Source organism: Collinsella sp. CLA-ER-H10, from assembly GCF_040092475.1.
Classification (GTDB): Bacteria; Actinomycetota; Coriobacteriia; order Coriobacteriales; family Coriobacteriaceae; genus Collinsella.
In genome coordinates this window covers 13,883-37,152 of the sequence record NZ_JBBNLM010000018.1, presented here as the reverse complement: position 1 = coordinate 37,152, position 23,270 = coordinate 13,883, and the positions used below count along the sequence as shown (strand labels likewise).

General features: G+C 59.8%; 20 protein-coding genes and 1 riboswitch. Of the genes, 9 read left to right on the top strand and 11 right to left on the bottom strand.

The genetic code is table 11. The features are described 5' to 3' along the window. Positions 1 to 250 precede the first annotated feature (250 nt). Both AAAX36_RS07770 and AAAX36_RS07765 read right to left on the bottom strand, forming a co-directional pair. The gene (locus tag AAAX36_RS07770) at positions 251 to 1,114 is read right to left on the bottom strand and encodes a hypothetical protein (RefSeq protein WP_349074968.1); all 864 of its coding nucleotides are present in this window, start codon (positions 1,112 to 1,114) and stop codon (positions 251 to 253) included. Positions 1,115 to 1,266: 152 nt separating this feature from the next. Next, complete coding sequence (locus AAAX36_RS07765) at positions 1,267 to 2,682, bottom strand: MFS transporter (RefSeq protein WP_349074967.1); 1,416 nt, start codon at positions 2,680 to 2,682, stop codon at positions 1,267 to 1,269. A 205-nt stretch (positions 2,683 to 2,887) separates the two neighbouring features. Here AAAX36_RS07765 and AAAX36_RS07760 point away from each other — a divergent pair, with 205 nt between their 5' ends. Continuing rightward, the gene (locus tag AAAX36_RS07760; protein WP_349074965.1) at positions 2,888 to 3,298 is read left to right on the top strand and encodes a peptide deformylase; all 411 of its coding nucleotides are present in this window, start codon (positions 2,888 to 2,890) and stop codon (positions 3,296 to 3,298) included. Positions 3,299 to 3,373: 75 nt separating this feature from the next. Here the strand turns inward: AAAX36_RS07760 and AAAX36_RS07755 are convergent, their stop codons facing one another. Together AAAX36_RS07755 and AAAX36_RS07750 are read right to left on the bottom strand one after the other, a co-directional pair. Then, positions 3,374 to 4,855, bottom strand: a complete 1,482-nt coding sequence (locus tag AAAX36_RS07755) for an aminotransferase class I/II-fold pyridoxal phosphate-dependent enzyme (protein WP_349074970.1) — start codon at positions 4,853 to 4,855, stop codon at positions 3,374 to 3,376. 201 nt (positions 4,856 to 5,056) lie between these two features. Beyond that, positions 5,057 to 5,914 carry a LysR family transcriptional regulator gene (locus tag AAAX36_RS07750; protein WP_349074964.1) on the bottom strand — a complete coding sequence of 286 codons (858 nt, stop codon included), beginning with the start codon at positions 5,912 to 5,914 and terminating at the stop codon, positions 5,057 to 5,059. A gap of 118 nt (positions 5,915 to 6,032) precedes the next feature. Here AAAX36_RS07750 and AAAX36_RS07745 point away from each other — a divergent pair, with 118 nt between their 5' ends. Both AAAX36_RS07745 and AAAX36_RS07740 read left to right on the top strand, forming a co-directional pair. Further along, positions 6,033 to 6,944 carry a DMT family transporter gene (locus AAAX36_RS07745; protein WP_349074962.1) on the top strand — a complete coding sequence of 304 codons (912 nt, stop codon included), beginning with the start codon at positions 6,033 to 6,035 and terminating at the stop codon, positions 6,942 to 6,944. A 139-nt stretch (positions 6,945 to 7,083) separates the two neighbouring features. After that, entirely contained in the window at positions 7,084 to 9,333 is a 2,250-nt protein-coding gene (locus AAAX36_RS07740) for a KUP/HAK/KT family potassium transporter (protein ID WP_349074960.1), read from the top strand. Between the two features lie 79 nt (positions 9,334 to 9,412). Here AAAX36_RS07740 and bsh read toward each other — a convergent pair whose 3' ends face one another. Together bsh and AAAX36_RS07730 are read right to left on the bottom strand one after the other, a co-directional pair. Further along, positions 9,413 to 10,378, bottom strand: coding sequence for a choloylglycine hydrolase (bsh, locus tag AAAX36_RS07735; protein ID WP_195240203.1), 966 nt, complete (start codon positions 10,376 to 10,378; stop codon positions 9,413 to 9,415). A gap of 244 nt (positions 10,379 to 10,622) precedes the next feature. Continuing rightward, a complete protein-coding gene (locus AAAX36_RS07730) occupies positions 10,623 to 11,042 on the bottom strand; it encodes a peptide deformylase (protein ID WP_035137017.1) in 420 nt (139 codons plus the stop codon). 193 nt (positions 11,043 to 11,235) lie between these two features. Between AAAX36_RS07730 and AAAX36_RS07725 the strand changes: the two genes are divergently transcribed. From AAAX36_RS07725 to AAAX36_RS07715, 3 genes are all read left to right on the top strand, one after another. Next, the gene (locus AAAX36_RS07725; RefSeq protein WP_138375321.1) at positions 11,236 to 12,546 is read left to right on the top strand and encodes an NCS2 family permease; all 1,311 of its coding nucleotides are present in this window, start codon (positions 11,236 to 11,238) and stop codon (positions 12,544 to 12,546) included. A gap of 208 nt (positions 12,547 to 12,754) precedes the next feature. Continuing rightward, a complete protein-coding gene (locus AAAX36_RS07720) occupies positions 12,755 to 14,539 on the top strand; it encodes a hypothetical protein (RefSeq protein ID WP_349074957.1) in 1,785 nt (594 codons plus the stop codon). 207 nt (positions 14,540 to 14,746) lie between these two features. Continuing rightward, positions 14,747 to 15,412, top strand: a complete 666-nt coding sequence (locus AAAX36_RS07715; protein WP_117716506.1) for an alpha/beta hydrolase-fold protein — start codon at positions 14,747 to 14,749, stop codon at positions 15,410 to 15,412. Between the two features lie 61 nt (positions 15,413 to 15,473). Here AAAX36_RS07715 and AAAX36_RS07710 read toward each other — a convergent pair whose 3' ends face one another. From AAAX36_RS07710 to AAAX36_RS07695, 4 genes are all read right to left on the bottom strand, one after another. Further along, positions 15,474 to 16,808 carry a uracil-xanthine permease family protein gene (locus tag AAAX36_RS07710; RefSeq protein ID WP_349074955.1) on the bottom strand — a complete coding sequence of 445 codons (1,335 nt, stop codon included), beginning with the start codon at positions 16,806 to 16,808 and terminating at the stop codon, positions 15,474 to 15,476. Positions 16,809 to 16,931: 123 nt separating this feature from the next. Then, on the bottom strand, positions 16,932 to 18,065 hold the full coding sequence (locus AAAX36_RS07705) for a 5-methyltetrahydropteroyltriglutamate--homocysteine S-methyltransferase (RefSeq protein ID WP_229025959.1): 1,134 nt from the start codon (positions 18,063 to 18,065) through the stop codon (positions 16,932 to 16,934). A 155-nt stretch (positions 18,066 to 18,220) separates the two neighbouring features. Then, positions 18,221 to 19,117, bottom strand: coding sequence for a LysR family transcriptional regulator (locus AAAX36_RS07700; RefSeq protein WP_349074954.1), 897 nt, complete (start codon positions 19,115 to 19,117; stop codon positions 18,221 to 18,223). A gap of 10 nt (positions 19,118 to 19,127) precedes the next feature. Next, positions 19,128 to 20,036: an HAD family hydrolase gene (locus AAAX36_RS07695; protein WP_349074953.1), complete on the bottom strand. Its 909-nt coding sequence runs from the start codon at positions 20,034 to 20,036 to the stop codon at positions 19,128 to 19,130. A gap of 93 nt (positions 20,037 to 20,129) precedes the next feature. Next, positions 20,130 to 20,240: riboswitch (TPP riboswitch) on the top strand. Positions 20,241 to 20,291: 51 nt separating this feature from the next. Here AAAX36_RS07695 and thiM point away from each other — a divergent pair. The 3 genes from thiM to AAAX36_RS07680 are packed head-to-tail and all read left to right on the top strand — an operon-like array spanning position 20,292 to position 22,168. Continuing rightward, a complete protein-coding gene (thiM, locus tag AAAX36_RS07690) occupies positions 20,292 to 21,131 on the top strand; it encodes a hydroxyethylthiazole kinase (RefSeq protein WP_349074952.1) in 840 nt (279 codons plus the stop codon). 3 nt (positions 21,132 to 21,134) lie between these two features. Beyond that, complete coding sequence (locus AAAX36_RS07685) at positions 21,135 to 21,476, top strand: thiamine-binding protein (RefSeq protein ID WP_225093307.1); 342 nt, start codon at positions 21,135 to 21,137, stop codon at positions 21,474 to 21,476. After that, complete coding sequence (locus AAAX36_RS07680; RefSeq protein WP_195544247.1) at positions 21,473 to 22,168, top strand: thiamine phosphate synthase; 696 nt, start codon at positions 21,473 to 21,475, stop codon at positions 22,166 to 22,168. The genes AAAX36_RS07685 and AAAX36_RS07680 overlap by 4 nt, the downstream gene beginning before the upstream one ends. A gap of 113 nt (positions 22,169 to 22,281) precedes the next feature. Here AAAX36_RS07680 and AAAX36_RS07675 read toward each other — a convergent pair whose 3' ends face one another. Continuing rightward, positions 22,282 to 23,151 (bottom strand): patatin family protein, encoded by an 870-nt coding sequence (locus AAAX36_RS07675; protein ID WP_349074951.1) that lies wholly within the window; start codon positions 23,149 to 23,151, stop codon positions 22,282 to 22,284. Between the last annotated feature and the right edge of the window lie 119 nt (positions 23,152 to 23,270).

The window sequence follows — 23,270 nt, the reverse complement described above, 5'->3', positions numbered from 1 at the left end:
GACATGCCGGGGGCGGACCGGGGCGGGTTCAACGGCAGGCCCCGCCGACCGATTGCAAGCGGTCGGCGGGGCCATTGTGGCTCTTGACAGCGGATTGGGTCATATGAGCGAGCGGGCCGCATTTGAGGCAAGGTGACGTGAAACGAAAGGGCGCTGACCTTCTGGTCGCGCCCTTGAAGTTGAACGTCAGATTGTCCAAATGCGGCCCGCGCAGCGTCGGCCCGTTACGGCGTTTGGTAAAACGCCGTAACTAAAAACGGTTACCGCGGAAGCCGCCGCCGTTGCGGCCGCCACGGTCGCCGCCGCGACCGCCGCGGTCGTTACCACGGTTGCCGCCAAAGCCGCCACGGTTGCCACCGCGATCGCCATAGCCACCACGGTTGCCGCCAAAGCCGCCGCGACCGCCACGGTCGCCGCCACGGTCACCAAAGCCGCCACGGCCGCCGCGATCGCCACCGCGACCGCCGCGGTCGCCACCACGGCCACCACGGTCGTCACGGCCGCCGCGAGGACCGCGATCCTCGTCCAGGCCCATGGCGACGAGCGGAGCGATAACCTTATCGAGAGCGGCCATCAGCTCGGTGGCCTCCTCGTAAGAAAGCTCGGGCAGGAGCTTCTCCTTCTTGTTGGCAAGCTCGACCAGGCCCTCAGCGGCATCCTCGGCAGCGAAGACGACGATTTTGCGCATATCGCCCTCGGCGTCGTCGATGCGGCCGACCAGATCGGCAGCCTCGGCCTCGGCCATCAGGCCATCGAGCTCACGGAGGCGCATGCCCAGCAGGTCGGACATTTCCTTCTGCTCCATCTTGGGCTTGAGGTCAAGAAGCTTGATGGCGCGCTCGATGTTCGCCATGCGCTCGGCCTTGGCCTCCTCCTCCTTAGAAATAGCAAAGCGACGGCTACGCAGCAGGCGGGCGGCCTTCTGCATCTTGTCCATCAGCTCTTCGTCATCGTAATCAACGGCGGCCTCGACAACCTCGGCCTCCTCCTCGGCGGAAACCTCGTCAGCAGCCTCAACCTCGGCAGCTTCGGTCTCCACGGTCTCGACTGCCTCGACCTCGGCAGCCATGGTCTCGTTCTCGGTCTCGTTCATGATCTCTTCGTTCTCGGACATGAGACTCCTTCTTGGCCCTCTCGGGCATCATCGCCCCATTCGCGGGGCCCGTCGCGCACTCTTTGCGCTTTAAACATTCATGCCTCTCGGCAAAACGTCCATTAGTTTATGGTGTCGCCATCCAATCTAGCTGCAGAATCTATGTGCACACATTAATGCGACATGTGTGACTCGCGACGAGCGTACACCAGCGATGTCACGAACCCGACCACGGCAATTACAGCCGCCACGCGCACGGCAGCTGCAAATCCAATCGCTTGGGTAACGTCGGTCGCAATGCCAGCGGCGCCGGCAGTCGCCGCAGAACTCGAGAGCAGGCCGATAAACAGCGACGGGCCAAACGATGCGGCAATCATGTTCCACGTGTTGAGCAATGCCGTTCCGTGAGGATGTTCAGCGGCAGGCAGCGTCTCCAAGCCGGCCGTCTGCGAGGGGCTCAGCACCAAACCGACTCCGGCATACACTACAACGGTCAGTGCCACGACAACGCCGATGTTCATGCTTGCCGCCGTCATCGAGATTGCAGTCTGCCCCACGGCAATCAGGGCAAAGCCGACCGGCAGCAGCGGCCATGCGCCACGGGCGTCCATCACGCGTCCGCCCACAATCGAGGTCACGGCGTTGCAGGCAATTGCCGGCAAAATGAGCAGGCCCGCAACAAGTGCGGTCATGCCGTATGTGCCCTCAAAATAGAGCGGCAACAAAACACTCATCGAGAACGTTGTCATCATCGACACCACCACAAGCAGGCACGCAGGCCAAAAACGAACGCTCGCCATGGGACGCACGTTAAGCACCGGATGCTCGAGTTTGAGCTGGCGGGCCGCAAACAGGCCGAGCAGCACAATGGCGGCGAAAAGCGCCACAATGCCGGCAATCAGATTGGTCGAGAACTCGCCTACGGAATATACAAATGCCGTAATGCCGGCGGCGAGCAAAACAACCGACAGAATATCAAGCGTGGTGTTCGAGCGCTCTCCGACATTCTGAACAAGCTTAACGCCCGCCGCAGCGACCACAATGCCGCCCACCAGCGGCACTACGAACACCGCCCTCCAGCCAAATAACGTGCACATAAGGCCGCTGATCACGGGTCCAAACGCCGGCCCCAGCGTAATGCAGGCACCACCCAGGCTCAGATACAGACCGAGTTTCTCGCGCGGCGCGCAAGACAGCACCACGTTCATCATGAGCGGAAACAAGATGCCCGATCCCGCAGCCTGTAAAATACGACTTGGCAGCAAAACGCTAAACGACGGAGCGATCAGACACAGGACTTCGCCGGCGACCATACATCCGCATGCGAAAAACAACAGCTTGCGCGTCGAGAAACGGCCGGACAGGAAGGCCATGATGGCCGTAAAGATCGACGTCACAATCATGTAGCCCGAGACGAGCCACTGCGCCGTGGTGGCACTCACCGAAAAGGCCGCCATAATGTCGTGCAACGCCACGTTAATGATGTTCTCGTTAAACGCGGCAACAAAGGCCGCAATATACATAACGACGAGAAGCGCCGCAGTGGCCGATGGCGTTACTTGAACTTGTTGCTGAGATTTGCTCCCCATGCATTTCCTTCCTCTTGGAACGACAGTTGCATCGCCCCAGGGGAACAGTCCAGGGCGAAAAATGAGCCCTAGACTTACGCCAGACGCCGTACACGACGAGTCTGACAACATGGTCCAACGTCGAAAGATTGTAACGCGGACGCACAGCTTTCCTTCCGCGCTATTATTAAAAGTCCACGAAAGCATGAGACATGAGGAGCCCGCCATGATTAAGCCCATCATGAAATCCGAGTTCTTTTTGCGTCTGCCTTCCGAAGACGCGGGACCCGACGATGCCGCAACCGGGCAGGATCTCCTGGATACGCTCCACGAGCATGAGCGCGAGTGCGTGGGCCTCGCCGCCAACATGATCGGCGTGCGCAAACGCATCATCTGCGTAAAGGACGGCAACAGGACACTCCTGATGTACAACCCTCAAATTCTTGAGCAGGTCAATGCCTATCAGACGAGCGAAGGATGCCTCTCGCTGACCGGCGAGCGTCCCTGTACCCGCTATCGCCGCATTAAGGTGGAGTATTTGGACGAGAACTTCGTCCACCGCATCAAAAACTTCTCGGGCTACACCGCCGAGATCATCCAGCACGAAATCGACCACTGCACTGGAATAGTGATCTAGTTCCGCCGATTCAAGAAAGCTCCCTGCAGCAAAACAACTGCAGGGAGCTTTTCATAGTGCGGAGCTTCTATCCCACTAGCTTTGACGGTAATGATCGAAGAAATCGGCGAGGTCTTCGAGCGACTCTTTGAGCACTTCCATGCGCGGCAGGTACACGATACGGAAGTGGTCGGGCTCAGCCCAGTTAAAGCCGCCGCCGCGCGTAATCAGGATCTTCTTCTCGTGCAGCAGGTCAAGGGCGAACTGTTCGTCATCGGTGATGTTGAACTTTTTAACATCCATCTTGGGGAAGATGTAGAACGCCGCACGCGGCTTAACCACCGAGATGCCGTCAATCTTGTTGAGTGCCTCATACACAAAGTTTCGCTGCTCGTAGACACGGCCGCCGGGACGGATGTAGTCGTTGACCGACTGATGGCCACCGAGTGCCGTCTGAACGATCGACTGAGCCGGCACGTTGGAGCACAGGCGCATGTTGGAAAGCATGTTGACGCCCATGATAAAGTCGCTCATGCAGCGCTGGTTGCCCGAAAGCACCATCCAGCCAATACGATAGCCCGCAATCATATGCGACTTGGACAGGCCGCTAAACGTAATGCAGGGCAGGTCGGGGGCGAGCGATGCAATGGAGACGTGCTCGTAGCCGTCCATGCACAGGCGGTCGTAAATCTCGTCGGCAAAAATCATGAGCTGGTGCCTGCGCGCAATCTCGACAATGCCCTCGAGCACCTCGCGCGGATAGACAGAGCCCGTGGGATTGTTGGGGTTGATGATGACGAGGGCCTTGGTCGCGCTCGTGATCTTAGACTCCATATCCTGCAGGTCGGGATACCAATCGGCCTGCTCGTCGCACAGATAGTGCACGGGATGGCCGCCGGCAAGGGTCGCGCACGCCGTCCACAGCGGGTAGTCGGGGCTGGGGATCAGAATCTCGTCGCCGTTGTCGAGCAGCGCGTTCATCGAAAGCTGAATGAGCTCGGACACGCCGTTGCCCGTGTAGATATGCTCCATCTGAACGTTGGGCAGGCCCTTGATCTGCGAGTACTGCATAATCGCCTTGCGCGCGGAGAACAGGCCGCGCGAGTTGGAATAGCCTTCGCAGTCGGGCAGCTGCTGGCGCATGTCCTTAATGACCTCATCGGGCGTGCGGAAACCAAAGGGTGCCGGATTACCGATGTTGAGCTTGAGGATGCGCTCGCCCTCGTCCTCCATGCGGGCGGCCTCGTCGACGACGGGGCCACGCACGTCATATAGAACGTTCTCGAGCTTGGTGGATTTAGAAAAAGTACGCATGGTGGTGCTCCTTGTGATTTGAGCCGTGGGACTGGGTTCTGGCTTGGCAACTTTACGGGACGGAGGGGTCTCACCTTGATCGGCGTCACCGGCAAGCAGCCAGGTAACATCGACCTCCAAAATGCGGGCGAGCAGCTCTGCCACATCGCGCCGCGGAATCGTCTTGCCGCTCACATATTGGCTCATCTGACTCTTGCCGAGTTTTTTGCCGAGCATCTCCGATGCGCGGATCACGTCCGACTGGCGAACGTCGCGATCGGACATAGCCTGTCGCAGGCGATCGCTAAACGTCTCTTGGGCCACAGGAACCTCCTTGCTGGCAAAGTTCAATTTATAGAACACGAATTGAACCGGGGTTCAATTTAGCAAGCAGTATAGCGCCGCGCCTCATTCGAAAGTTCAATTTCATAAGAAAACGTACCGAACTCCGAGATTTGCCCAAAACGGACAATGACGTGTACACGTTTAGAGGTATTCGAGGAAACGGGCGGCGGCAAGCGAAACATCGGCCGTTCGATATATGGCGTTGATTTGGCGATGGGGATGCCCCTCGAGTGGGCGCACAGCAACATCGAACTGACAACGGCGCAAGATGAGCGCGGGAAGAATGCTCACGCCCAGGCCGTCCTCGACCATAGCCATAATCGCATAGTCATCCCAAGTCGACAGCTTGGAGCACACCGTCAGCCCCGCCCGACGGAACAGCGGCGTAATCTCATCATCGGTGCCGCGTTCTAGCAGAATAAACTGCTCGTTGGCTAAATCGGCAAGAGAGACGACCTCCGCCGTGGCAAGCAAAGAGTCTGCCGGCACTACCGCCATCAACTCGTCGCGCACCAAAGACCGCGATGTCATGCCATTTTCTCGAGGCTCATACGGGATAAAGCCCAGATCGCAGCGGCCCTCTGCCACCCATTGTTCAATCTCTGAGTAATCACCCATCAGCAACTCATAATCGACGTCCGGATGATCGGCACGAAAGCGCGCAATCACCGGCGGCAGCACGTGGGTCGCCACGCTCGAAAACGTACCGATGCAGATTTTGCCGCGCATGAGCCCGCGCATCTCATCCACCCGTCGCTGCAAGCGAGTGAATTCCTCGCAGAGCGCCTCGATAGCCGGCATGACCTGCCGCCCGTCGGCAGAAAGCACTACGCCCTCGCGACTGCGGTCGAGCACCTTAAAGCCCCAATCGGCCTCAAGATCGGCCACCATGCGGCTCACGCCCGACTGCGAATAGCTCAGGCGCTCGGCAGCACGCGTAAAGCTTCCGGCGCGCACCGTCTCCAGCAGCGCCTGCATCTTTTGAATATTCGTTTCCACGGCGCCCCTCCACCTTTGCATGAGTTTTTGTCATGTTATCTATGCATTATATTCGCTTTTCTTCTAAAACCAGTTCACCCATAGTGAAGATGCTCAGATATAGAGGGGATGTCAGCGCATGAACAACGGGTTGTTTACGTACTTAGCAGCATTGCTATTGTTTGGCTCCAACGGCATCATCGCCGCTGCCATCGCGCTGCCGAGCTCGGATATCGTGCTACTACGCACGTTTTTGGGCGCACTCTCGCTTGTCACCATTCTCGCCGTCACCCAACGCCATAAGTTGCAGGCGCCATCTCGCCCCCGCGAAGCCGCAGCCCTCCTCCTCTCGGGAGCCGCGCTAGGCGCCAGCTGGATTTTTCTGTTCCGCGCCTACCAGACGATCGGCGTCGGCGTATCCTCGCTGCTGTACTACTGCGGCCCCATCATTGTCATGGCGCTCTCCCCGCTCATCTTTGGCGAAAAGCTGACCGGCGGCAAAATCGCCGGCTTTGTCGCCGTTGCTTGTGGTGCTTTTCTCATTGCAGCGCAAGGTCTAGGCGGCAATATGCCCATTGCGGGTATCGTCTGCGGTATCGCCTCGGCATTTTGCTATGCGCTGATGGTCATCGCTAGCAAGGGTGCGCCACACATCGAAGACCTCGAGAACTCCACGCTCCAGGTGAGCGCCGCCTTTGCGACCGCGCTGGTCCTCACGCTCATCACGCAGGGCGCTCCCTCATTCCTGTCCGCCGGTGTCGCCGCCAGTATTGATTGGCGCGCCGTCATCATGCTCGGCGTCGTCAACACCGGCATCGGTTGCCTGCTCTATTTTAGTGCTGTCGCCAAGCTGCCCGTTCAGACCGTCGCGGTCGTCGGCTACCTCGAGCCGCTTTCGGCGGTCGTGTTCTCGGCCGTCCTTTTAGGCGAAGCCATAACACCGATCCGCCTGACGGGCGCCGCACTTATCATCGGCGGCGCGATTTTTTGCGAACTCGCCGGCAAACGCGCAAACGCCAAGGCTGGCATCGCCCAGACAGTGCGTGCTTAAAAGCCCCTGCTTTGAATGCTACCTGCGTAGATAAATAATCCCCAGCTGAGGATTATTGTCTAAAATAACCCGATGTGCCAAACTGCTCTTGTATATATAAAGACGGCATAAAGATTATCTGTCCTAGACAGATAACCAGATGTCCAAGGGAGTCCACGTGGCACACAACAAACTGGAGGCAAGCCCCCAAGACCAGCATGGTCAAGGCGGGCACGGAGCCATTCCCCTCTCCGCTGGCATGCTGCTCGTAACGCTCGGCGTCGTCTATGGTGACATCGGCACGAGCCCCATGTACACCATGAAATCAATCGTCGCCAACAACGGCGGCATCGGCACCGTCAGCGAGGACATGATTCTGGGCGCGCTTTCGCTCGTCATCTGGACCATGACGCTCGTGACCACGGTCAAGTACGTGGTAATCGCCATGAAGGCCGATAACCACAACGAAGGCGGCATCTTCGCCCTGTTTAGCCTGGTGCGAAAAGTAGCACCATGGCTGATCCTACCTGCCATGATCGGCGGCGCGGCGCTGCTCGCCGACGGCATCCTCACCCCCGCCGTCACGGTTACCACGGCCATCGAGGGCTTGCGCACTATCGAGTGGGGCCATGCGCTTTTGGGTGACGGCCAGACCAATGTAATCATCATCACCATCATCATTATCTGCGGCCTGTTTGCCATGCAACGCGCCGGTACCTCGTCGATCGGCAAGCTGTTCGGCCCGCTCATGACGCTGTGGTTCCTGTTCTTGGCTGGCGCCGGTCTGTTCAACATGCTCGGCAACCCGTCCATCCTGCGCGCGCTCAACCCCATCCGCGGCATCATGTTCCTGTTCTCGCCCATCAACCACTCGGGCATCATGGTGCTCGGCTTTGTCTTTCTGTCGACAACCGGTGCCGAGGCGCTCTACTCGGACATGGGCCACGTGGGCAAGGCAAACATCTATGCATCCTGGCCGTTTGTTAAAGCGGCCCTCATCCTCAACTATCTGGGTCAAGGCGCTTGGCTGCTCGCCAATAACTCCAACCCCCAGATGCTCGCAATGGATATCGTCAACCCGTTCTATATGATGCTCCCCGAGCCCCTGCGCCCCTTTGCCATCGTGCTTTCGGCCGTGGCGGCCATCATCGCCTCGCAGGCGCTCATCACCGGCTCGTTCTCGCTGGTATCCGAGGCAACGCGCCTCAACCTTATGCCGCACCTGCGCATCCACTACCCCAGCGACACCAAGGGCCAGCTCTATATTCCGCTCGTCAACAACATCATGTGGGTCGGCTGCATCTTCATCGTGCTGCTATTCCAAAACTCTGAGCGCATGGAAAGCGCCTATGGCCTCGCCATCACCGTGACCATGCTCATGACCACCACACTGCTGACGAGCTATATCGCCGGCATCCTCAAGCACAAGCTGGGTGCCTGCGTCTTCGCCCTGCTCTTTGGTGCCATTGAGCTGTGCTTCTTCGCCTCGTGCCTCACTATGTTCTTTGACGGCGGCTACGTCATGATCTTCCTGGCCGCGCTGCTGTTCGGCCTTATGTATGTGTGGCGCCGCGGCACCGCCATCGAGCGCACGCAAACGATCCTGCTGCCCGTCTCCAAGTACATCGATCAGCTCAACCGCCTGCGCAACGACGAGACCTATCCCGTGCTCGCCGACAATCTGGTATTTCTCACCAACAGCCCCGACCCGCTCACGCTCGACCGCGACGTGCTTTATTCCATCCTGGACAAGCACCCCAAGCGCGCCAAGGCATATTGGTTCATCAACGTGCACGTTACCGACGAGCCCTATACGCATGAGTATTCCGTTGAGACCTTTGGCACAGACTTCATGTTCCGCGTGCGCTTGGACCTGGGCTTTAAGGTCAACCAGCGCATCAACGCCTACCTGCGCCAGATCGTCGGCGACCTGATGGCATCGGGTGAGTTGCCGCCGCAGCATCACACCTACTCTATCTACGAGACACGCGGCAACGTGGGCGACTTCCGTTTTTGCATGCTGCGCAAGATGCTTGCCCCCGAAACGGACATCAACCGCAACGACCACCGTGTGATGGCCATCAAGTACGCCGTCCGCCGCGCCTGCGGAAGCCCGGCGCGCTGGTACGGTCTCGAGAACTCTGCCATCATCATCGAGTACGTGCCGTTGTTTGCCCGCATGCGCCCGGCCGTTAAGCTCGTGCGCACCCAGGTGCCGCTCGAGGTTCAGATTGAAGAGGCCGAGGAAATGGAAGTCGACATCTTCTCGGACGACCTGGTCAACGGCAACGAGGCCGGCAAGAGCATGAACGTCGATCCCACCGAGCTGCTCGAGAGCGTCGCCGATACGCCCGAGCAACAGCAACTCGACGGACTCGAGAGCACCCAGCTCAACGACGCCAACTTCTAGCGACGTCATAAATCAACGACAGCGGCCCTGCACCTCACGAGAGACGCAGGGCCGCTTTGCATTGCAGTAAAGCTAACGGCTACGAACGACGCGGCTCGGGAACCACGAGCCTATCGGGGCTTGCGCCCTCGGCATCCATCAGGCTCACGTAGCGAATCGACGGATCCCCATACATCGCGTAGTAATAATTGCCCGTGCGCGCGCTAAAGCATCCGGTGTAGATAGTCTTCTCGAACTTGCCATCGCCCATCCTGGACGCTCCCTCGATCATCACCACGCCCTCGAGCGAGCGGAACATGCGAACGACGTTTTCGGTCTCGCTCTCCTTTTGCGGATAATTGGCATTGAGGTACGCCGCCTTTACAAAACGGCTCGGCGAATAGCAGTCACCCGGAATACCGCGCATGCCGGCACCCGCGCCATAGGGCTTAAGCTCGGCGCCACGCCACGTCGCCGTTTGCGGAAAATCGCTTGTGGCGGTGATATAGGTGCGTAGGTTTTCCATATGCCACGGGAAGGTCGGCTGATTGGCAAGGGTGTCGACCGGATCGTCGTATACATGCAGGCCGTCAGCCATCATCTCGACCACGATGCTGCGCTGGCTGTCGCCGATAATCCAATGGAGCAGTGACACGCCCAGCCCCTCTCCGGCAGATTTGGCGACAATCACCGTGTCGCGCAGCGCGGCCTCGACCTCATCGACCGTCGAGAACGTCGCTGCCACCCACAGGGGAAACTCATAGGCCGCGATATTGGTCTTGCCGTCGACAGGGCCCTCGGCATACTCGGCATAGCCGGGAAAGTTGAGCCCCGCCACAGCCAGGCCCGCATCGTTGCCGCAATCGAAGAACATAGGGTAGTTCCTGTAATCGATGCACATACCGATCACCGCGTGCGCCGCTGTTGCGTCGTCGATAAACGAATACGGAATGTGAAACCCGCGCGGCATCACGCGAACCTGTTGGCCGTAGTCAAAGCTCCAGTCGAGATTGCGGCCCAGATACATGTGGCCAGAATTATCGGTAAATCGAATACTCGTACACATAGCGCCTCCTAGCTTTACGTTCTTGCTAATTTCATTGTTTCCAAACAAAAAGGCGCTAAACACAAAAGCCCGGACATGACAACAATGTCACGCCCGGGCTATTCAAACAGGATAAACTCAACCAAGTTAACCCCGCAGGTCGTCTAAGGGGTCAAAGTGCCGCAGATTGCCACGAAAGAGGAGCGAAGCGTACTTAAGGTACGCGAGCGACGATTGAGCGGCAAGGTGCGGTGCTTTGGTCCCCTTAGACCAACTTTCCAAGACAGTGATCGATCATATGCTGGATCATCTGTGCCTCAAAGCCCGCGTAGTCGCGGCGGCACTCCTTCATCTTGCCGTCGACAATCTGGTCAAAGGCAACCTTGCACTTGATATAGCGCGTGGACTTGGTGACCTCCTCGTGCGTCAGGCAGCTCTCCTCCATCTTGCTGGCACCCAGGCCAAACACCAGACGGGGGTTGTAGAGCACATGGGGCTCGCCGGCGTCGTCCAGATAGACGCAGACCTTCTTGGTGACGCCGATCTGGTTGGCGGCGAGGCAGCCGGCATCGTCGAGCGACTTGATGGTATCGATCAGGTCCTGTGCCACCGACTCGTCCTCGACGGTCGCGACCTCGCAACGCTGGGACAGAATAGCCTCGTCGTGGCAGAGCTCTTTAATCATACGTTCCTCCATAGGGGTCGTTGTAACTGCTTAAGTATACGGTACCCACACATTTTCATGCGAAAAATACCGTCCGTCTGCTACAAAGCGCCGAACATCAACATGCGAGGAACATCAACCTTTCAAAGGCGATATAGTAGTTGAGTTCGTGTCAATCGGCCTAAACTCGGGGCCGAACAAGGAAAGGGTATGCATGGACGAACTTTTTCACGTCAGTGAGCGCAAGTCCACAATCGGGACCGAACTTCGCGCTGGACTGACAACATTCCTGGCGATGGCCTACATCATCGCCGTCAACCCTGCGGTGCTCTCGGGCGCTGGCATCGATGCGGGAGCGCTCGCCTGCGCCACCTGCCTGGGCGCCGGCATCATGACCATCTGCATGGGCATCTTCGCCAACCGCCCGCTCGCCTGCGCGTCGGGCTTAGGCGTCAACGCGATGATTGCTGGAATCACCACCACCGTCTGCGGCGGTGACTGGCACGTGGCCATGAGCGTCATCTTCCTTGAGGGCGTCGTCATCTTGCTGCTCGTGCTTTGTGGCCTGCGCGAGGCCATCATGGACGCCATCCCGGTTGTCCTGCGTCACGCCATCTCGGTGGGTCTGGGCCTGTTCATCGCCATGATTGGCCTGTGCGATGCCGGCATTATCACCGCTGGCGCCGGTACACTCGTCGGTCTGGGCGACATCACCTCCCCCACCTTCATCGTCGGCATCATCTCCATCCTGGTGACAGTCGCCCTCGCCTGCCGCAACGTCCCCGGCTCGCTGCTCATCGGCATCGTCGTCGCCGTCATCGCCGGTATCCCCCTAGGTGTGACCCAGGCTCCGACCGGTATCATCGCCCCGCTCGACTTCTCGAGCATCGGTGGCCCCATCGCCGACGCCGGCGGCGTGCCTGCCATCGTCAAGGTCCTTACCGACCCCGCGCTCCTCGTCATCTCGTTCTCGTTGCTCATGAGTGACTTCTTCGACACCATGGGCACCGCGATGGCCGTGGCCAAGCAGGGCGAGTTCCTCACCGACGACGGCAACGTCGAGAATATCAAGGAGATTCTGATCGTCGACTCCGCCGCCGCCGCTGTGGGCGGTTTCATGGGCGTCTCCTCCATCACCACCTTCGTCGAGTCCACCTCTGGCGCTGCCGACGGTGGCCGCACGGGCCTCACCTCCGTCACCACCGGCGTGCTGTTCATTCTCGCCGCGTTCTTCTCCCCCATCGTCACCATCGTTTCCAGCGCCGCCACCTGCGGTGCTCTGGTCTACGTCGGCTACCTCATGATGAGCGAAGCCTCCGAGATCGACTGGTCCGACGTGTCGCAGGGTTTCCCGGCGTTCATGATTGTCGCCGGCGTGCCCTTCACCTACTCCATCTCTGCCGGCATTGGCCTGGGCTTCATCGCCTACGTGATCGTCGCGCTCTTTAAGGGCGAGGCCTCCAAGATCAAGCCGCTTATGTGGATCGCAGCCCTTGCCTTCCTCGTCTACTTCTTCGTGGCGTAACGGCATAGTCTGCTAAAACAGAACACCAAAGCGCGGAGTCGCATCGAGCGGCTCCGCGCTTTTCTTTTAAAGCCAGGCAACGCACAGACGCGCGATGTTTTGCTTCCCAAGTTTTGGACATTTTGCCCTCCAAACGGCACTACCGCCGGCTACATCCTGCAGATATGCTGGGCTTAATCGCATAGGCCCTATGAGGATGGGAGTAACCATGGCCGCCTTGTTCACGACCCCCAAGCGCAATGACAAAACCTCTGGAGCCCATTTTGTCGAGCCCGACGTGTGCCGTCGCACGCTGCTCGCACACGGCAGCTGGCGCCGCGTGACGCGCCGCATCGTCTGCGGCCTGGCCTGCGCGCTCACGGTGAGCTCGCTGCTCATGCCGAGCGTCTCGTTCGCGGCCGAGTGGGTCAACGTCGGCGGCACTCAGTACAACACTGCAGCAGGCGACGAGGCCGGTACCTGGTCGTGGGACGGCGCCGACGACTTGAAGCTCAACAACTATAACGGCGGCGAGATCCAGGCCGCAGGCAAGCTCAACGTGAATTACTCGGGAACCAACATCGTCACTGCCGAATGGATCGAAAGCATCAACGTTTCTCATGGCACTAACGAGAATGCCGAGCTCAATATCCAAGGCGACGAGGGCGGCACGCTCAGCGTGACATCTACTGAGGACGCTATCCTCACCACGGGTAATATCAACATCGACGGAGCCGGATCCGTCAACGCCACGAGCACTGGGTTTGATGCCATCAATGCCGGAGGTGATCTCGCTATCAAAGGTTCGGGCAACGTCAACGCCACGGGTGCATCGGATGGCATCAGGGCAAACGGCAATATCACGATTGACGACAGCGGAGCCGTCACCGCCAGGGCTACCAAGGACAAGGGTATTGGAGCCGACAAGAACCTCACCATCAAGGGTGGCGGGACGGTCGAGGCAAGCTCAGCCGATGGTGAGGCCCTTTGGAGCGGCGGCAATATCAACATCTCGGACGGCAGCCAGGTCAAGGCAAGCTCCGAGAAAGACGCTGCCGTCGAGGCCAAGGGCAGCCTCGCAGCCACAAACGCCTCCCTCAACGTAAACGGTGTTGAATATGGCGTCTATGCCCACAAGGGCATCACCCTCGATCATGCAAACGTGACGGTCCGTGCAAGTAAAGGCAGATACGGTGGCGCCAACGCCCTCTTCACCTACCAGGACGACATCGTCGTCAAGAACGGCTCCACCGTGGACGCGTTTGCGGAAGGCGAGGTTTCGGCTGCATTCTCCACCAGAAACGATCGACCCAACGAGAAGGGCGGCCACATCTACATCAGCGACTCCGTTGTCAAGGCCATAGCCCGCTATGTCGAGAACGGCGACGGCCCCATCCCCTACAGCGAAAACCAAGATGGCGAGACGAGGCGCGAACCCCAAGGCGAGAACATCGGCATCATCGCCCAGACCAGCGAGGGCGTCACACCCGCAGCCATTTCGATCATCCGCAGCAAGGTAACGGCCGAAGGAGATACAGCGGCAATCTTTGCCCGTGCCATGAGCGCTGACGGCAAGACAATCGGCACCATCAAGATTGAGAACGCCGCCATCCAGACGCCCGAAGGCGGCAAGGTCATTGACTATCGCAAGCTCCGTGACGGCATCTACGAGGCAGGCCAAGCCATCGGCACGGGCGACGCCACGGTCGACTCCCTCTATATCAAAGCAGTCGCCAAAAGTACGACCATCGCACCTCCCGAGGTAGCCAAGCCGGAAGACCCCAAGCCCGACGAGACCAAGCCCGCAGAAAGCAAGCCCGCGGAGTCCAAGCAGAACCCCAAGCCTGAGGGCTCAAAGCCGACCAAGGCCGTTGCGGCTTCAACCACGAAAGCCAAGACTACCGGCGTGCTCGCGGCAACCGGCGACACCTCGGGTGCGGCCATCGTGGCAACCGTCCTTGCGGGAACAGCCGCTATCGCCGCAGGCACCATGGCGAGCCGTAAGCGTTCTTAGACGCCTCTGCGCACATGGCAGCTCCCGCGAAGGCCCCGAGCCCCAGCACCGTTTAACAACGCCACCGCCGAGCTCCCCTCCGGCGGTGGCGTTTTCCATATGCGTCCGCAGGGGATGCACGAGATTGTCTTTGGTCTAGCCCAACCGGCATACGCTGGCGTGCGACAATTGGGGCTGCCGATATCACAACACTGAGAGAAGCCCGTCATGGAAGCGCATCAAAAGCAGATAACCGTTTATTCGAATCATACGGAAAGCGCGCCTGTCATCTACCTTCCTGTGGTCGTGGGCGACGGCAGCGAGGTTTATAAGTGTTGCCGAGAGCTCGACTGTCCGCCATTCGCCCTCGTCACCATTGGCGGGCTCGATTGGAATCGCGAGCTGAGCCCCTGGGCATGCGACGGGACCGTACGCGATGCCGAGCCTTTCGGCGGCCAAGCTGCCGATTTTCTTGATGAGCTGCTGAATCAGATAATCCCCCAGGTCGAGTCGTCGCTTCCTCAGCCGCCCACCTGGCGCGGCATTGCCGGCTACTCGCTCGCGGGCCTCTTCGCACTCTGGTCCCTCTGGCAAACCGACGCCTTTGACCGCGCCGCGAGCGCATCGGGGTCGCTATGGTTTCCCGACTTTGTCGACCGTGCCAGCACGGCCCCTTTTGCCGGCAGCCCGCAAGCCGTCTACCTGTCACTCGGCAAAAAGGAAACCAAGACGCCCAACCGCATGATGCGGCATGTACTCGACGACACACGCGCGATGGAAGCGTTGCTCGTCGAGCGCGGCATTCCAACAACGCTGGAGCTCAACCCCGGCAATCACTTTGCCCAAACCGACTTACGCATGGCCCGCGGCATCCACTGGATACTGACGCATTAAAAATGGTGCCCACACGCATATACGCATGGGCACCATATCTTGTTTTAGCTGAACGCAGCTGCTACTCAGCAGCCTCCTCAAGCTCGGAGACATCAAACTCAAAGTCGTTACCCGGCAGGATGGCGTTGAGCACGATGCCCACCAGTGAGCCCACGGCAATGCCGGACAGCGAAATGGTCACGCCGCCCAGCTCCAACACGATGGCGCCGGCGGTGCTGTACGCGATGCCGAGCGAAAGCACGAGCACCAGCGCGGCAACCAGCACGTTGCGGTTGTTCTGGAAATCGACCTGGTTCTCGATGAGGTTGCGGACGCCCACAGCGCTGATCATGCCGTAGAGCACGAGCGACACACCGCCGATAACGCATGCCGGCATGGCGGCGATGACCGCGGCGAACTTGGGGCAGAACGAAAGCACGATGGCGCAACACGCGGCAATTCGAATTACGCGCGGGTCGAACACGCGCGTCAGGGCGAGCACGCCGGTGTTCTCGCCATACGTAGTGTTGGCCGGAGCGCCAAAGAGCGAAGCCAGAATCGTGGCAAGGCCGTCGCCGAGCAGCGTGCGATGCAGACCGGGATCGGCAATGTAGTTGCGCTCGCAAGTCGAACCGATAGCAGAGATATCGCCGATATGCTCGATCATGGTCGCGAAGGCCAGCGGCATGATGGTGATGATGGCCGTCGTGGCAAGACCGTTATCGAACTGCGGCCCAAAGAGTGCAAACACGGTGTTGTCCCACACGATGGGCAGACCGACCCACGGAGCGGCGGCAACGCCCGAGAAATCAACCTCGCCGAGCGCAGCCGCAACGGCATAGCTCACCACAACGCCCAGCAAAATCGGCACGATCTTGACCATGCCACGGCCCCAGATGTTGCAGATGACGATAACGGCAACGCCAATGACAGCCACAAGCCAGTTGGTCTGGCAGTTAGCAATAGCGGAGCTCGCCAGGATCAGACCGATCGAAATGACGATGGGGCCAGTCACCACCGGCGGGAAGAAACGCATGACACGCTTGGCGCCAAAGGCGCGGAAGAGCGCCGCAAGCACCGGATAAAGCAGGCCGGCGCAAGCAACGCCCAGACAAGCGTAGGGCAAAAGCTCGGTCTCGCCGTTGGGCGCGATTGCGGCATAACCGGCAATAAAGGCAAACGATGAGCCCAAAAATGCCGGCACCTTACCGCACGACAGGAAGTGGAACAGCAGCGTGCCCAAACCGGCAAACAAAAGCGTTGCCGAAACCGAGAGACCGGTGAGCACGGGCACCAGCACGGTGGCGCCAAACATGGCAAACAGGTGCTGCAGACCGAGCAAAAACATGCGCGGGCGGCCGAGCGACGATGCGTCGTAGATGGCATCGCTGGCGGCGGGCGTCGAGGACTGGGACATGAGAGTCCTTTCAAAATGGAAGGGCGCTCGAGCATAGCGGATTACCTGCCCGAACGATACGATCCGAACCATTGTACGCGATGCGCCATGTCTCGCACGCGCCGTCACCTGCGAACGTTACCGCTATTTCCAAACGCGCTCGGCAATACGCTTGACCAGCGCGATCTTTGCCCATTGCTCGTCCTCGGTCAGCTTGTTGCCAATCTCGCAGCTGGCAAAGCCGCACTGCGGAGACAGATACAGGTTCTCGAGCGGAACATACTTTGCAGCCTCGTGAATACGCTCGACGATGGCATCCTCGTCCTCAAGCTCAGCGGCCTTGGTGGTCACCAGGCCCAACACGACCTTCTTGCCAGGGGCAACGTACCTCAACGGCTCAAAACCGCCGGCGCGCGGCGTATCGAACTCCAGGTAAAATGCGTCAACATCCTCGTTTGCGAACAGGTATGGCGCGATGGGGTCATAGCCACCCTCGAAGGCATAGGTAGAGTGGTAGTTACCGCGGCACACATGCGTGTTAATGACCAGGTCGTCGGGCTTGCCCTCGATAGCGGCGTTGTTGAGCGCCACGCCCAGCTCACTCACCTTTTGCAGATCAACCGGGCTCATGCCGGTCTTGGACACAAAGTCGGTATCGCAATAGATGCCCCAGGTGCAGTCATCAAACTGGATGTTGCGGCAGCCTGCAGCGTACAGGTCGGCGATCACCGTACGATAAGCGGCTGCGATGGCGTCGGCAAGTTCCTCATCGGTCTTATAGACAGCGCGCAGGCTCTCCTGCTGGCCATCGCAGCGGTCGAGCGTGACCTCAGAGAACGTCTGGATCGGCGCCGGGATGGTCTGGCGTGCAACGTGGTCCTCGCCCTCAAGTGCCTTGACAAACTTAAAGTGCTCGACGAAGGGGTGGTTCTCGCCGCTGATGGAGCCAGTCACCACGGCGGTATCGGCCGTGGTCTCCTCGTCGTGGAACATATATCCCGTACGCGAGGTGCGACGCTCGACGCCGTTCAGCCCCCACATAAAATCGAGGTGCCAGTAGCTGCGGCGAAACTCGCCATCGGTGATGACCTGCAGGCCGGCGGCCTTCTGCTTTGCCACCAAATCGCGAATAGCATCGTCCTCGACGGCCTTAAGGCCGGAAGCGTCAAGTTTACCCGCGACATAGGCGGCACGGGCATCCTTTACAGCCTGCGGACGAAGAAAACTGCCGACGATATCGGCGCGAAACGGCGCGTTCGGTTGAATCGAAGTGCTCATAGATATCTCCCTTTGCATTGGTTGCTTTACTGGGACAGAGTATGAGCGCTCATATGGCCATCGTAAAATATATGTTTATAACAGTTTTATATAGATGCTTCCTATATCAGTCTGGACTGTCATAAAGAGACTTGAACCGTGCGGAGCACAGCAGCCTAGATATGCTGACGAATCGCGTCGATATAGGCCCGACCGTAGCGCGTGAGCGTCGTGTTCTTGCGCGTAATAATGCCGATCTCCATGTACTCGTCCACGTCGAGCGGAATCGAGATAATGCCGGGGCCGTTGAGCTCGTGGCTGATCACGCCCGAGCATACCGTGTAGCCGTTGAGGCCCATGGCCAAATTGAACAGCGTCGCACGGTCACGCACGCGGATATTCTTGCGACGCTCAAAGGTCGAGGTCAGCTCCTCGGAATAATAAAACGAGTTATAGCTGCCCTGCTCGTAGGACAGGAACGGGTAGTCTTCCAGATCCTCGAGCGTCACGCTGGGGCGGCCCGCCAGCGGATGGTCGGCGCAGACGAAGACATGCGGCGTGGCGCAGAAGAGCCCTTCGAACACGAGCTCGTTGGCCACCAGCATGCGCTCGATGACCTCGCGATTGTGCTCCGACAGATACAGGATGCCCAGCTCGCTTTTCATATGCGCGACATCCTCGATAATCTCGTGGGTCTGCTCCTCGCGCAGGGTAAAGTCGTAGCGCGCGGCATCGAACTCGCGGATCACATCGACAAACGCATTAACGGCAAAGGAATAATGCTGGCAGCTCACACTAAAGTGCGGCACCTGCTCGGACGTACCTTTGTACTTGCCCTCGAGCAGGTCGGCCTGGTCGAGCACCTGGCGCGCGTACCCCAAGAAGGTCTCGCCTTCCTCGGACACAATGACACCCTTGTTGGTGCGCTCAAAGATATGCACACCCATCTCGTTTTCGAGATCGCGGATCGACGCGGTAATCGAAGGCTGCGACACAAAGAGCCGGCGCGAGGCCTCGGTGATGCTGCCGCATTCGGCAACTTTGACGACATATCTGAGTTGCTGGAGCTTCATGGCGCCCTCCCTAGACGTTCGTGACGTCAAAACCCGCCGTGTCCATTTGGCTCATAAACGACGGCATCTCCCCCGTCGCGGCGCAGGCGGCAATCTGATGCAGAGCCCCGGCAACCGCATCATCTGCCGCAGCGCCAATATGCCAGCGTGCGGCAGCCGTGACGGCCTCGTTGGCATTGGCGACTGCAACGGAGTTAGGAACGGCATCGATCATGGGCAAATCGTTATCGGAATCGCCAAATACGGCCACCTCGTCGGGCGTCAGGCCCAAAGCGCGCGCCAGCTCCAGCGCAGCGCAGCCCTTGTCCCAGCCGGTCGGAAGAACGTCGAACAGGCGCACGCGGTTGTTGGGAAACACGAGTGAGAGCTCCGGCACCTCAGCGGCAACACGCTCGCGCAGCTCGGCGAGCTCCTCGCGCGAACGGGCACTCCAGATATTCGCCTTGTATACCGGGGCATCGTCAACGACAGGACGACAGGGAGCCTCTTCGCCCTTGAGCCACGCGTTGCCGCCTGACTTCATGGCGCGACGCACACGCTCGGGATCGCTCGTCACGCAGTGGGCATCGTTATTCCAAAAGTCATCACCCAGACGGTAGACCTTCAAATACGTATCGTCGGTCTCCTGTTCAAAATAATCGGCTAAGCGCATAAGGACATCGTTATCGATTGCGCGCGAAGCGACTACTTCGCCATCGACAAACATCACCTGGCCGTTGCAAAACGCACCGGTCGAGAAGCACTCGGAGCGATTGCGGAACATCCAGCCCATCGCGGACGGCTGACGACCCGAAACCGGCCCAAAGTGCAAACCCGCCGCCTGCATGGCATGAATACCCTCAATGGCGTAGTCGCTGGCGCCGTCATGCCCGGCTGGAATCAGTGTATCGTCCATATCGGTCAGCACAAGTTTAATCATAAGGCCCCCATTCGTATCGGTCCTACCTATTGTAACGACCTGCCAAAATAAACCTGTCCCTTTTTGGCAGGTGCGCTAGTATAGGGAACAACAGATTCGATGCGGGAGTGCCGGCGGTGCAAACCACAAGGCTGAGAGGGCAATGGGCCCAATCCTTTGAACCTGTCAGTTAATGCTGGCGTAGGGAGCATGCCGCCTTTACAGGGGCGCTGTCTATGCACAGCGCCCCTTTTCTATGCCAAGGAGGCATGTGCAGTGATTGATTCGGAACAGCTTAAGCAACATATGGTCAAGGCCGTGGAGGAGATTCGCGCTACCAATCCGATGGCCGGTTCCATCACCAACACGGTGACGATCGACTTTGTCGCCAACGCGCAGCTCGCCGTGGGCGGATCGGCCGCCATGGTCTATCTGCCCGACGAGGGCGAGGCACTCGTTGCCGGCGGCGGCGCCATCTATCTCAACATGGGCACGCTCTTCCCCATTTACGAGCAAACGATTCCCCGCGCGGCCAAGGCGGCACACGACGCCGGTAAGCCCTGGGTGCTCGATCCGGTGGGCCTGGGTATCGGTAGCCTGCGCACCCAGCTGGTCAACGAGCTCAAGCAGTACAAGCCCGCCATCGTGCGCGGCAACGCCTCCGAGATTATCGCGCTCGCCGGCCTGTGGGGTCTTGAGGGCGAGGCGGCCGATCTGAGCCGCGTGCGCGGTGTCGATACCACCGACACGGTCGACGCCGCCCGCGCCGCCGCCGTGGCGCTCGCCCGCTACACCGGCGGCGCCGTGGTCGTCTCGGGCGAAGTCGACCTGATCACCGACGGCACGACGGTGGCCAAGTCTCACGGCGGCAGCCCGCTCATGTCCAAGATCACCGGCTGCGGCTGCTCGCAGGGCGGCGTGCTGGCCGTGTACGCCTGCGCCGCCGACCCGTTTACGGCAGCCGTCTGCGGCACCGCCGTCTACAACGTGGCCGGCACGCGTGCCGCCGCTGTCGCCGACGCCCCGGCAAGCTTTAAGGTCGCCTTTATCGACGAGCTCTACCGCGCAACCGCCCAAGACATCGCCGATAACCGACTCGAGCTCGAGGAGGCATAGGCCATGTCCGAGCCCGCAACCAATGCCGGCATGAACACGCTCGTCGCCGTGGCCATCGCCCCGTGCGGCACCGGCGATGAGCTATCCGCCGAGGTCGCCGAGGTCGTGCGTGTCATTCGCGAGAGCGGCCTGCCCAACCGCACCACCTCCATGTTCACCGAGATCGAGGGCGACTGGGACGAGGTCATGCAGGTCGTGCGCGACGCAACCTTTGTGTTGGCGAGCAAGGGCATCCGCACCGAAGTCGTGCTCAAAGCCGATATTCGACCCGGATTTACCGACACCATGACCGGCAAGCTCGAACGCATGGAAGCGCAGATCAAAAAGCAGGAGGAAGCACGATGAGCATCCGCGACAACCTTGATATCTCGGCCTATCTGGTACTCGGCCCCGAAAACACGCTCGGGCGTCCCGTGGGCGATGTGGTGGCCCAGGCGCTCGACGCCGGCTTTACCTGCATCCAGGTGCGCTCCAAGGTGGCAAGCGCCCGCGAGATCATTGCGCTGACGGGCGACGCCGCGCAGGCAATCGCACAGGCCGGCAAAACCGGTCAGGTTGCCCTGCTGATCGACGACCGCCTGGACTGCGTACTCGCCGCGCGCGAGCAGGGTATTGCTGTCGACGGCGTGCACGTGGGCCAGAGCGATATTCCCGTCGAGGTCTGCCGCAAGCTTCTGGGCCCCGATGCCATCGTGGGCCTTTCGGCCCGCTGCGAGGAGATGCTCGAGTACGTCAAGACCGCCGACATGAGCCTAGTCGACTACCTGGGCATCGGCCCGCTCCACGAGACCGAAACCAAGCGCGACTGCGGACGCGCGGCCGACGGCTCTATCATCACCAAGAGCTTTGAGGACCTGGCCGCCCTCCACGCGGCAAGCCCCGTGCCCATCGTGGTGGGCGGCGGCGTCAAGACAGCCGACTTGCCGCAGCTCAAGGCCACCGGCGTCAACGGCTTCTTTGTGGTGAGCGCCGTCTGCAGCGCCGATGACCCCTACGCCGCCGCCAAGGAGCTCGTCGACACCTGGCAGCAGGCATAGGCATAGGCCGAGTAGCTGGTTCGCAGCCTCATATCTTCAGCAATGGAAAGCGCATCCCAGTTTGGACCCTCCATTCCGGGATGCGCTTTCCGCCGAGATGGCGGCAGCAGCCTCTACCCTGCCAGATATGCCTCCAGTGCCGGCAAGGTCGCCTCCGCATCGCGGCGACCAATCTGGTAGATGCGTTCAAGTTCATCCGGTTCGCGGCACAGCGACGGCACCTTCACCGATTCGCTCGGCCGTACCACAAAGATCTCGCCGGCAGCCTCGCGACGTGCCAGGTCATCGATCGTGGCATTGTAGACCTCATGCCGGTGCTCAAGCGCTGCGACAAACTCCGGATAGTGACGGAACACGCGCCGTAGCATGGGCATCACGCTGTTGGGCTGCTTCACAAAGCCCGCCGGCTGCGTCAGCACCACGATGTTACGGTCATACCCCTGCGCAAACAGCCATGCGCTGGGAATAGAGTCAGCCACGCCACCATCCAGATACTTATGCCCGTCAATAGCAACGGGACGCGTCGCCACAGGAATAGCAGACGACGCCCGGATCCACTCGATATCGCGCTCATCGCCATACGGCAGGTCGTGATAGACGGCCTTGCCCGTCTCGATATCGGTACACACGCACGTAAATCGCATGGGGCAGGCGCGGTACGCCTCCAAGTCGATGGGATCGCGCTCGATAGGCACCTCGTGATAGGCAAAATCGGCATTGAACATATCGCCGGTCCGCAGCCAGCTTGCTACACCCGCATAGCGCTTGTCGGCACAATAGGCCTTGTTATAGCGAATGGCGCGGCCGATCTGGCGCGATTTAAAGTTGTAGCCAAACGCCGCGCCCGCCGAGACACCCACCATATGGTCGCAAGTTAAGCCGTGCTCCATCCATACGTCGAGCACGCCCGCCGTATACATACCGCGGTAGCCGCCTCCCTCGAGCGCGAGCCCCACCGTGTGTGATGTCTCCGGCTGTGTCATGCAACCATCTCCGTTCCCATGCTTTTGAACTCAACAAGTATATCTGTCAACGTATGCCGTCAAAAACGTGTTTATAAGCATTTATCAAACGTTTCCCAATGCATTCCCCATGCCGTACC

What these genes read in the sequence shown, in the direction of transcription:
- AAAX36_RS07705 (WP_229025959.1), bottom strand. Translation starts at nt 18,065, where the DNA reads ATGAGCACTTCGATTCAACCGAACGCGCCGTTTCGCGCCGATATCGTC.
- AAAX36_RS07720 (WP_349074957.1), top strand. Translation starts at nt 12,755, where the DNA reads ATGGCCGCCTTGTTCACGACCCCCAAGCGCAATGACAAAACCTCTGGA.
- AAAX36_RS07755 (WP_349074970.1), bottom strand. Translation starts at nt 4,855, where the DNA reads ATGTCCGATCGCGACGTTCGCCAGTCGGACGTGATCCGCGCATCGGAG.
- AAAX36_RS07730 (WP_035137017.1), bottom strand. Translation starts at nt 11,042, where the DNA reads ATGATTAAAGAGCTCTGCCACGACGAGGCTATTCTGTCCCAGCGTTGC.
- AAAX36_RS07770 (WP_349074968.1), bottom strand. Translation starts at nt 1,114, where the DNA reads ATGTCCGAGAACGAAGAGATCATGAACGAGACCGAGAACGAGACCATG.
- AAAX36_RS07715 (WP_117716506.1), top strand. Translation starts at nt 14,747, where the DNA reads ATGGAAGCGCATCAAAAGCAGATAACCGTTTATTCGAATCATACGGAA.
- AAAX36_RS07725 (WP_138375321.1), top strand. Translation starts at nt 11,236, where the DNA reads ATGGACGAACTTTTTCACGTCAGTGAGCGCAAGTCCACAATCGGGACC.
- AAAX36_RS07695 (WP_349074953.1), bottom strand. Translation starts at nt 20,036, where the DNA reads ATGATTAAACTTGTGCTGACCGATATGGACGATACACTGATTCCAGCC.
- AAAX36_RS07740 (WP_349074960.1), top strand. Translation starts at nt 7,084, where the DNA reads ATGTCCAAGGGAGTCCACGTGGCACACAACAAACTGGAGGCAAGCCCC.
- AAAX36_RS07745 (WP_349074962.1), top strand. Translation starts at nt 6,033, where the DNA reads ATGAACAACGGGTTGTTTACGTACTTAGCAGCATTGCTATTGTTTGGC.
- AAAX36_RS07710 (WP_349074955.1), bottom strand. Translation starts at nt 16,808, where the DNA reads ATGTCCCAGTCCTCGACGCCCGCCGCCAGCGATGCCATCTACGACGCA.
- AAAX36_RS07700 (WP_349074954.1), bottom strand. Translation starts at nt 19,117, where the DNA reads ATGAAGCTCCAGCAACTCAGATATGTCGTCAAAGTTGCCGAATGCGGC.
- AAAX36_RS07680 (WP_195544247.1), top strand. Translation starts at nt 21,473, where the DNA reads ATGAGCATCCGCGACAACCTTGATATCTCGGCCTATCTGGTACTCGGC.
- AAAX36_RS07685 (WP_225093307.1), top strand. Translation starts at nt 21,135, where the DNA reads ATGTCCGAGCCCGCAACCAATGCCGGCATGAACACGCTCGTCGCCGTG.
- AAAX36_RS07675 (WP_349074951.1), bottom strand. Translation starts at nt 23,151, where the DNA reads ATGACACAGCCGGAGACATCACACACGGTGGGGCTCGCGCTCGAGGGA.
- bsh (WP_195240203.1), bottom strand. Translation starts at nt 10,378, where the DNA reads ATGTGTACGAGTATTCGATTTACCGATAATTCTGGCCACATGTATCTG.
- AAAX36_RS07760 (WP_349074965.1), top strand. Translation starts at nt 2,888, where the DNA reads ATGATTAAGCCCATCATGAAATCCGAGTTCTTTTTGCGTCTGCCTTCC.
- AAAX36_RS07765 (WP_349074967.1), bottom strand. Translation starts at nt 2,682, where the DNA reads ATGGGGAGCAAATCTCAGCAACAAGTTCAAGTAACGCCATCGGCCACT.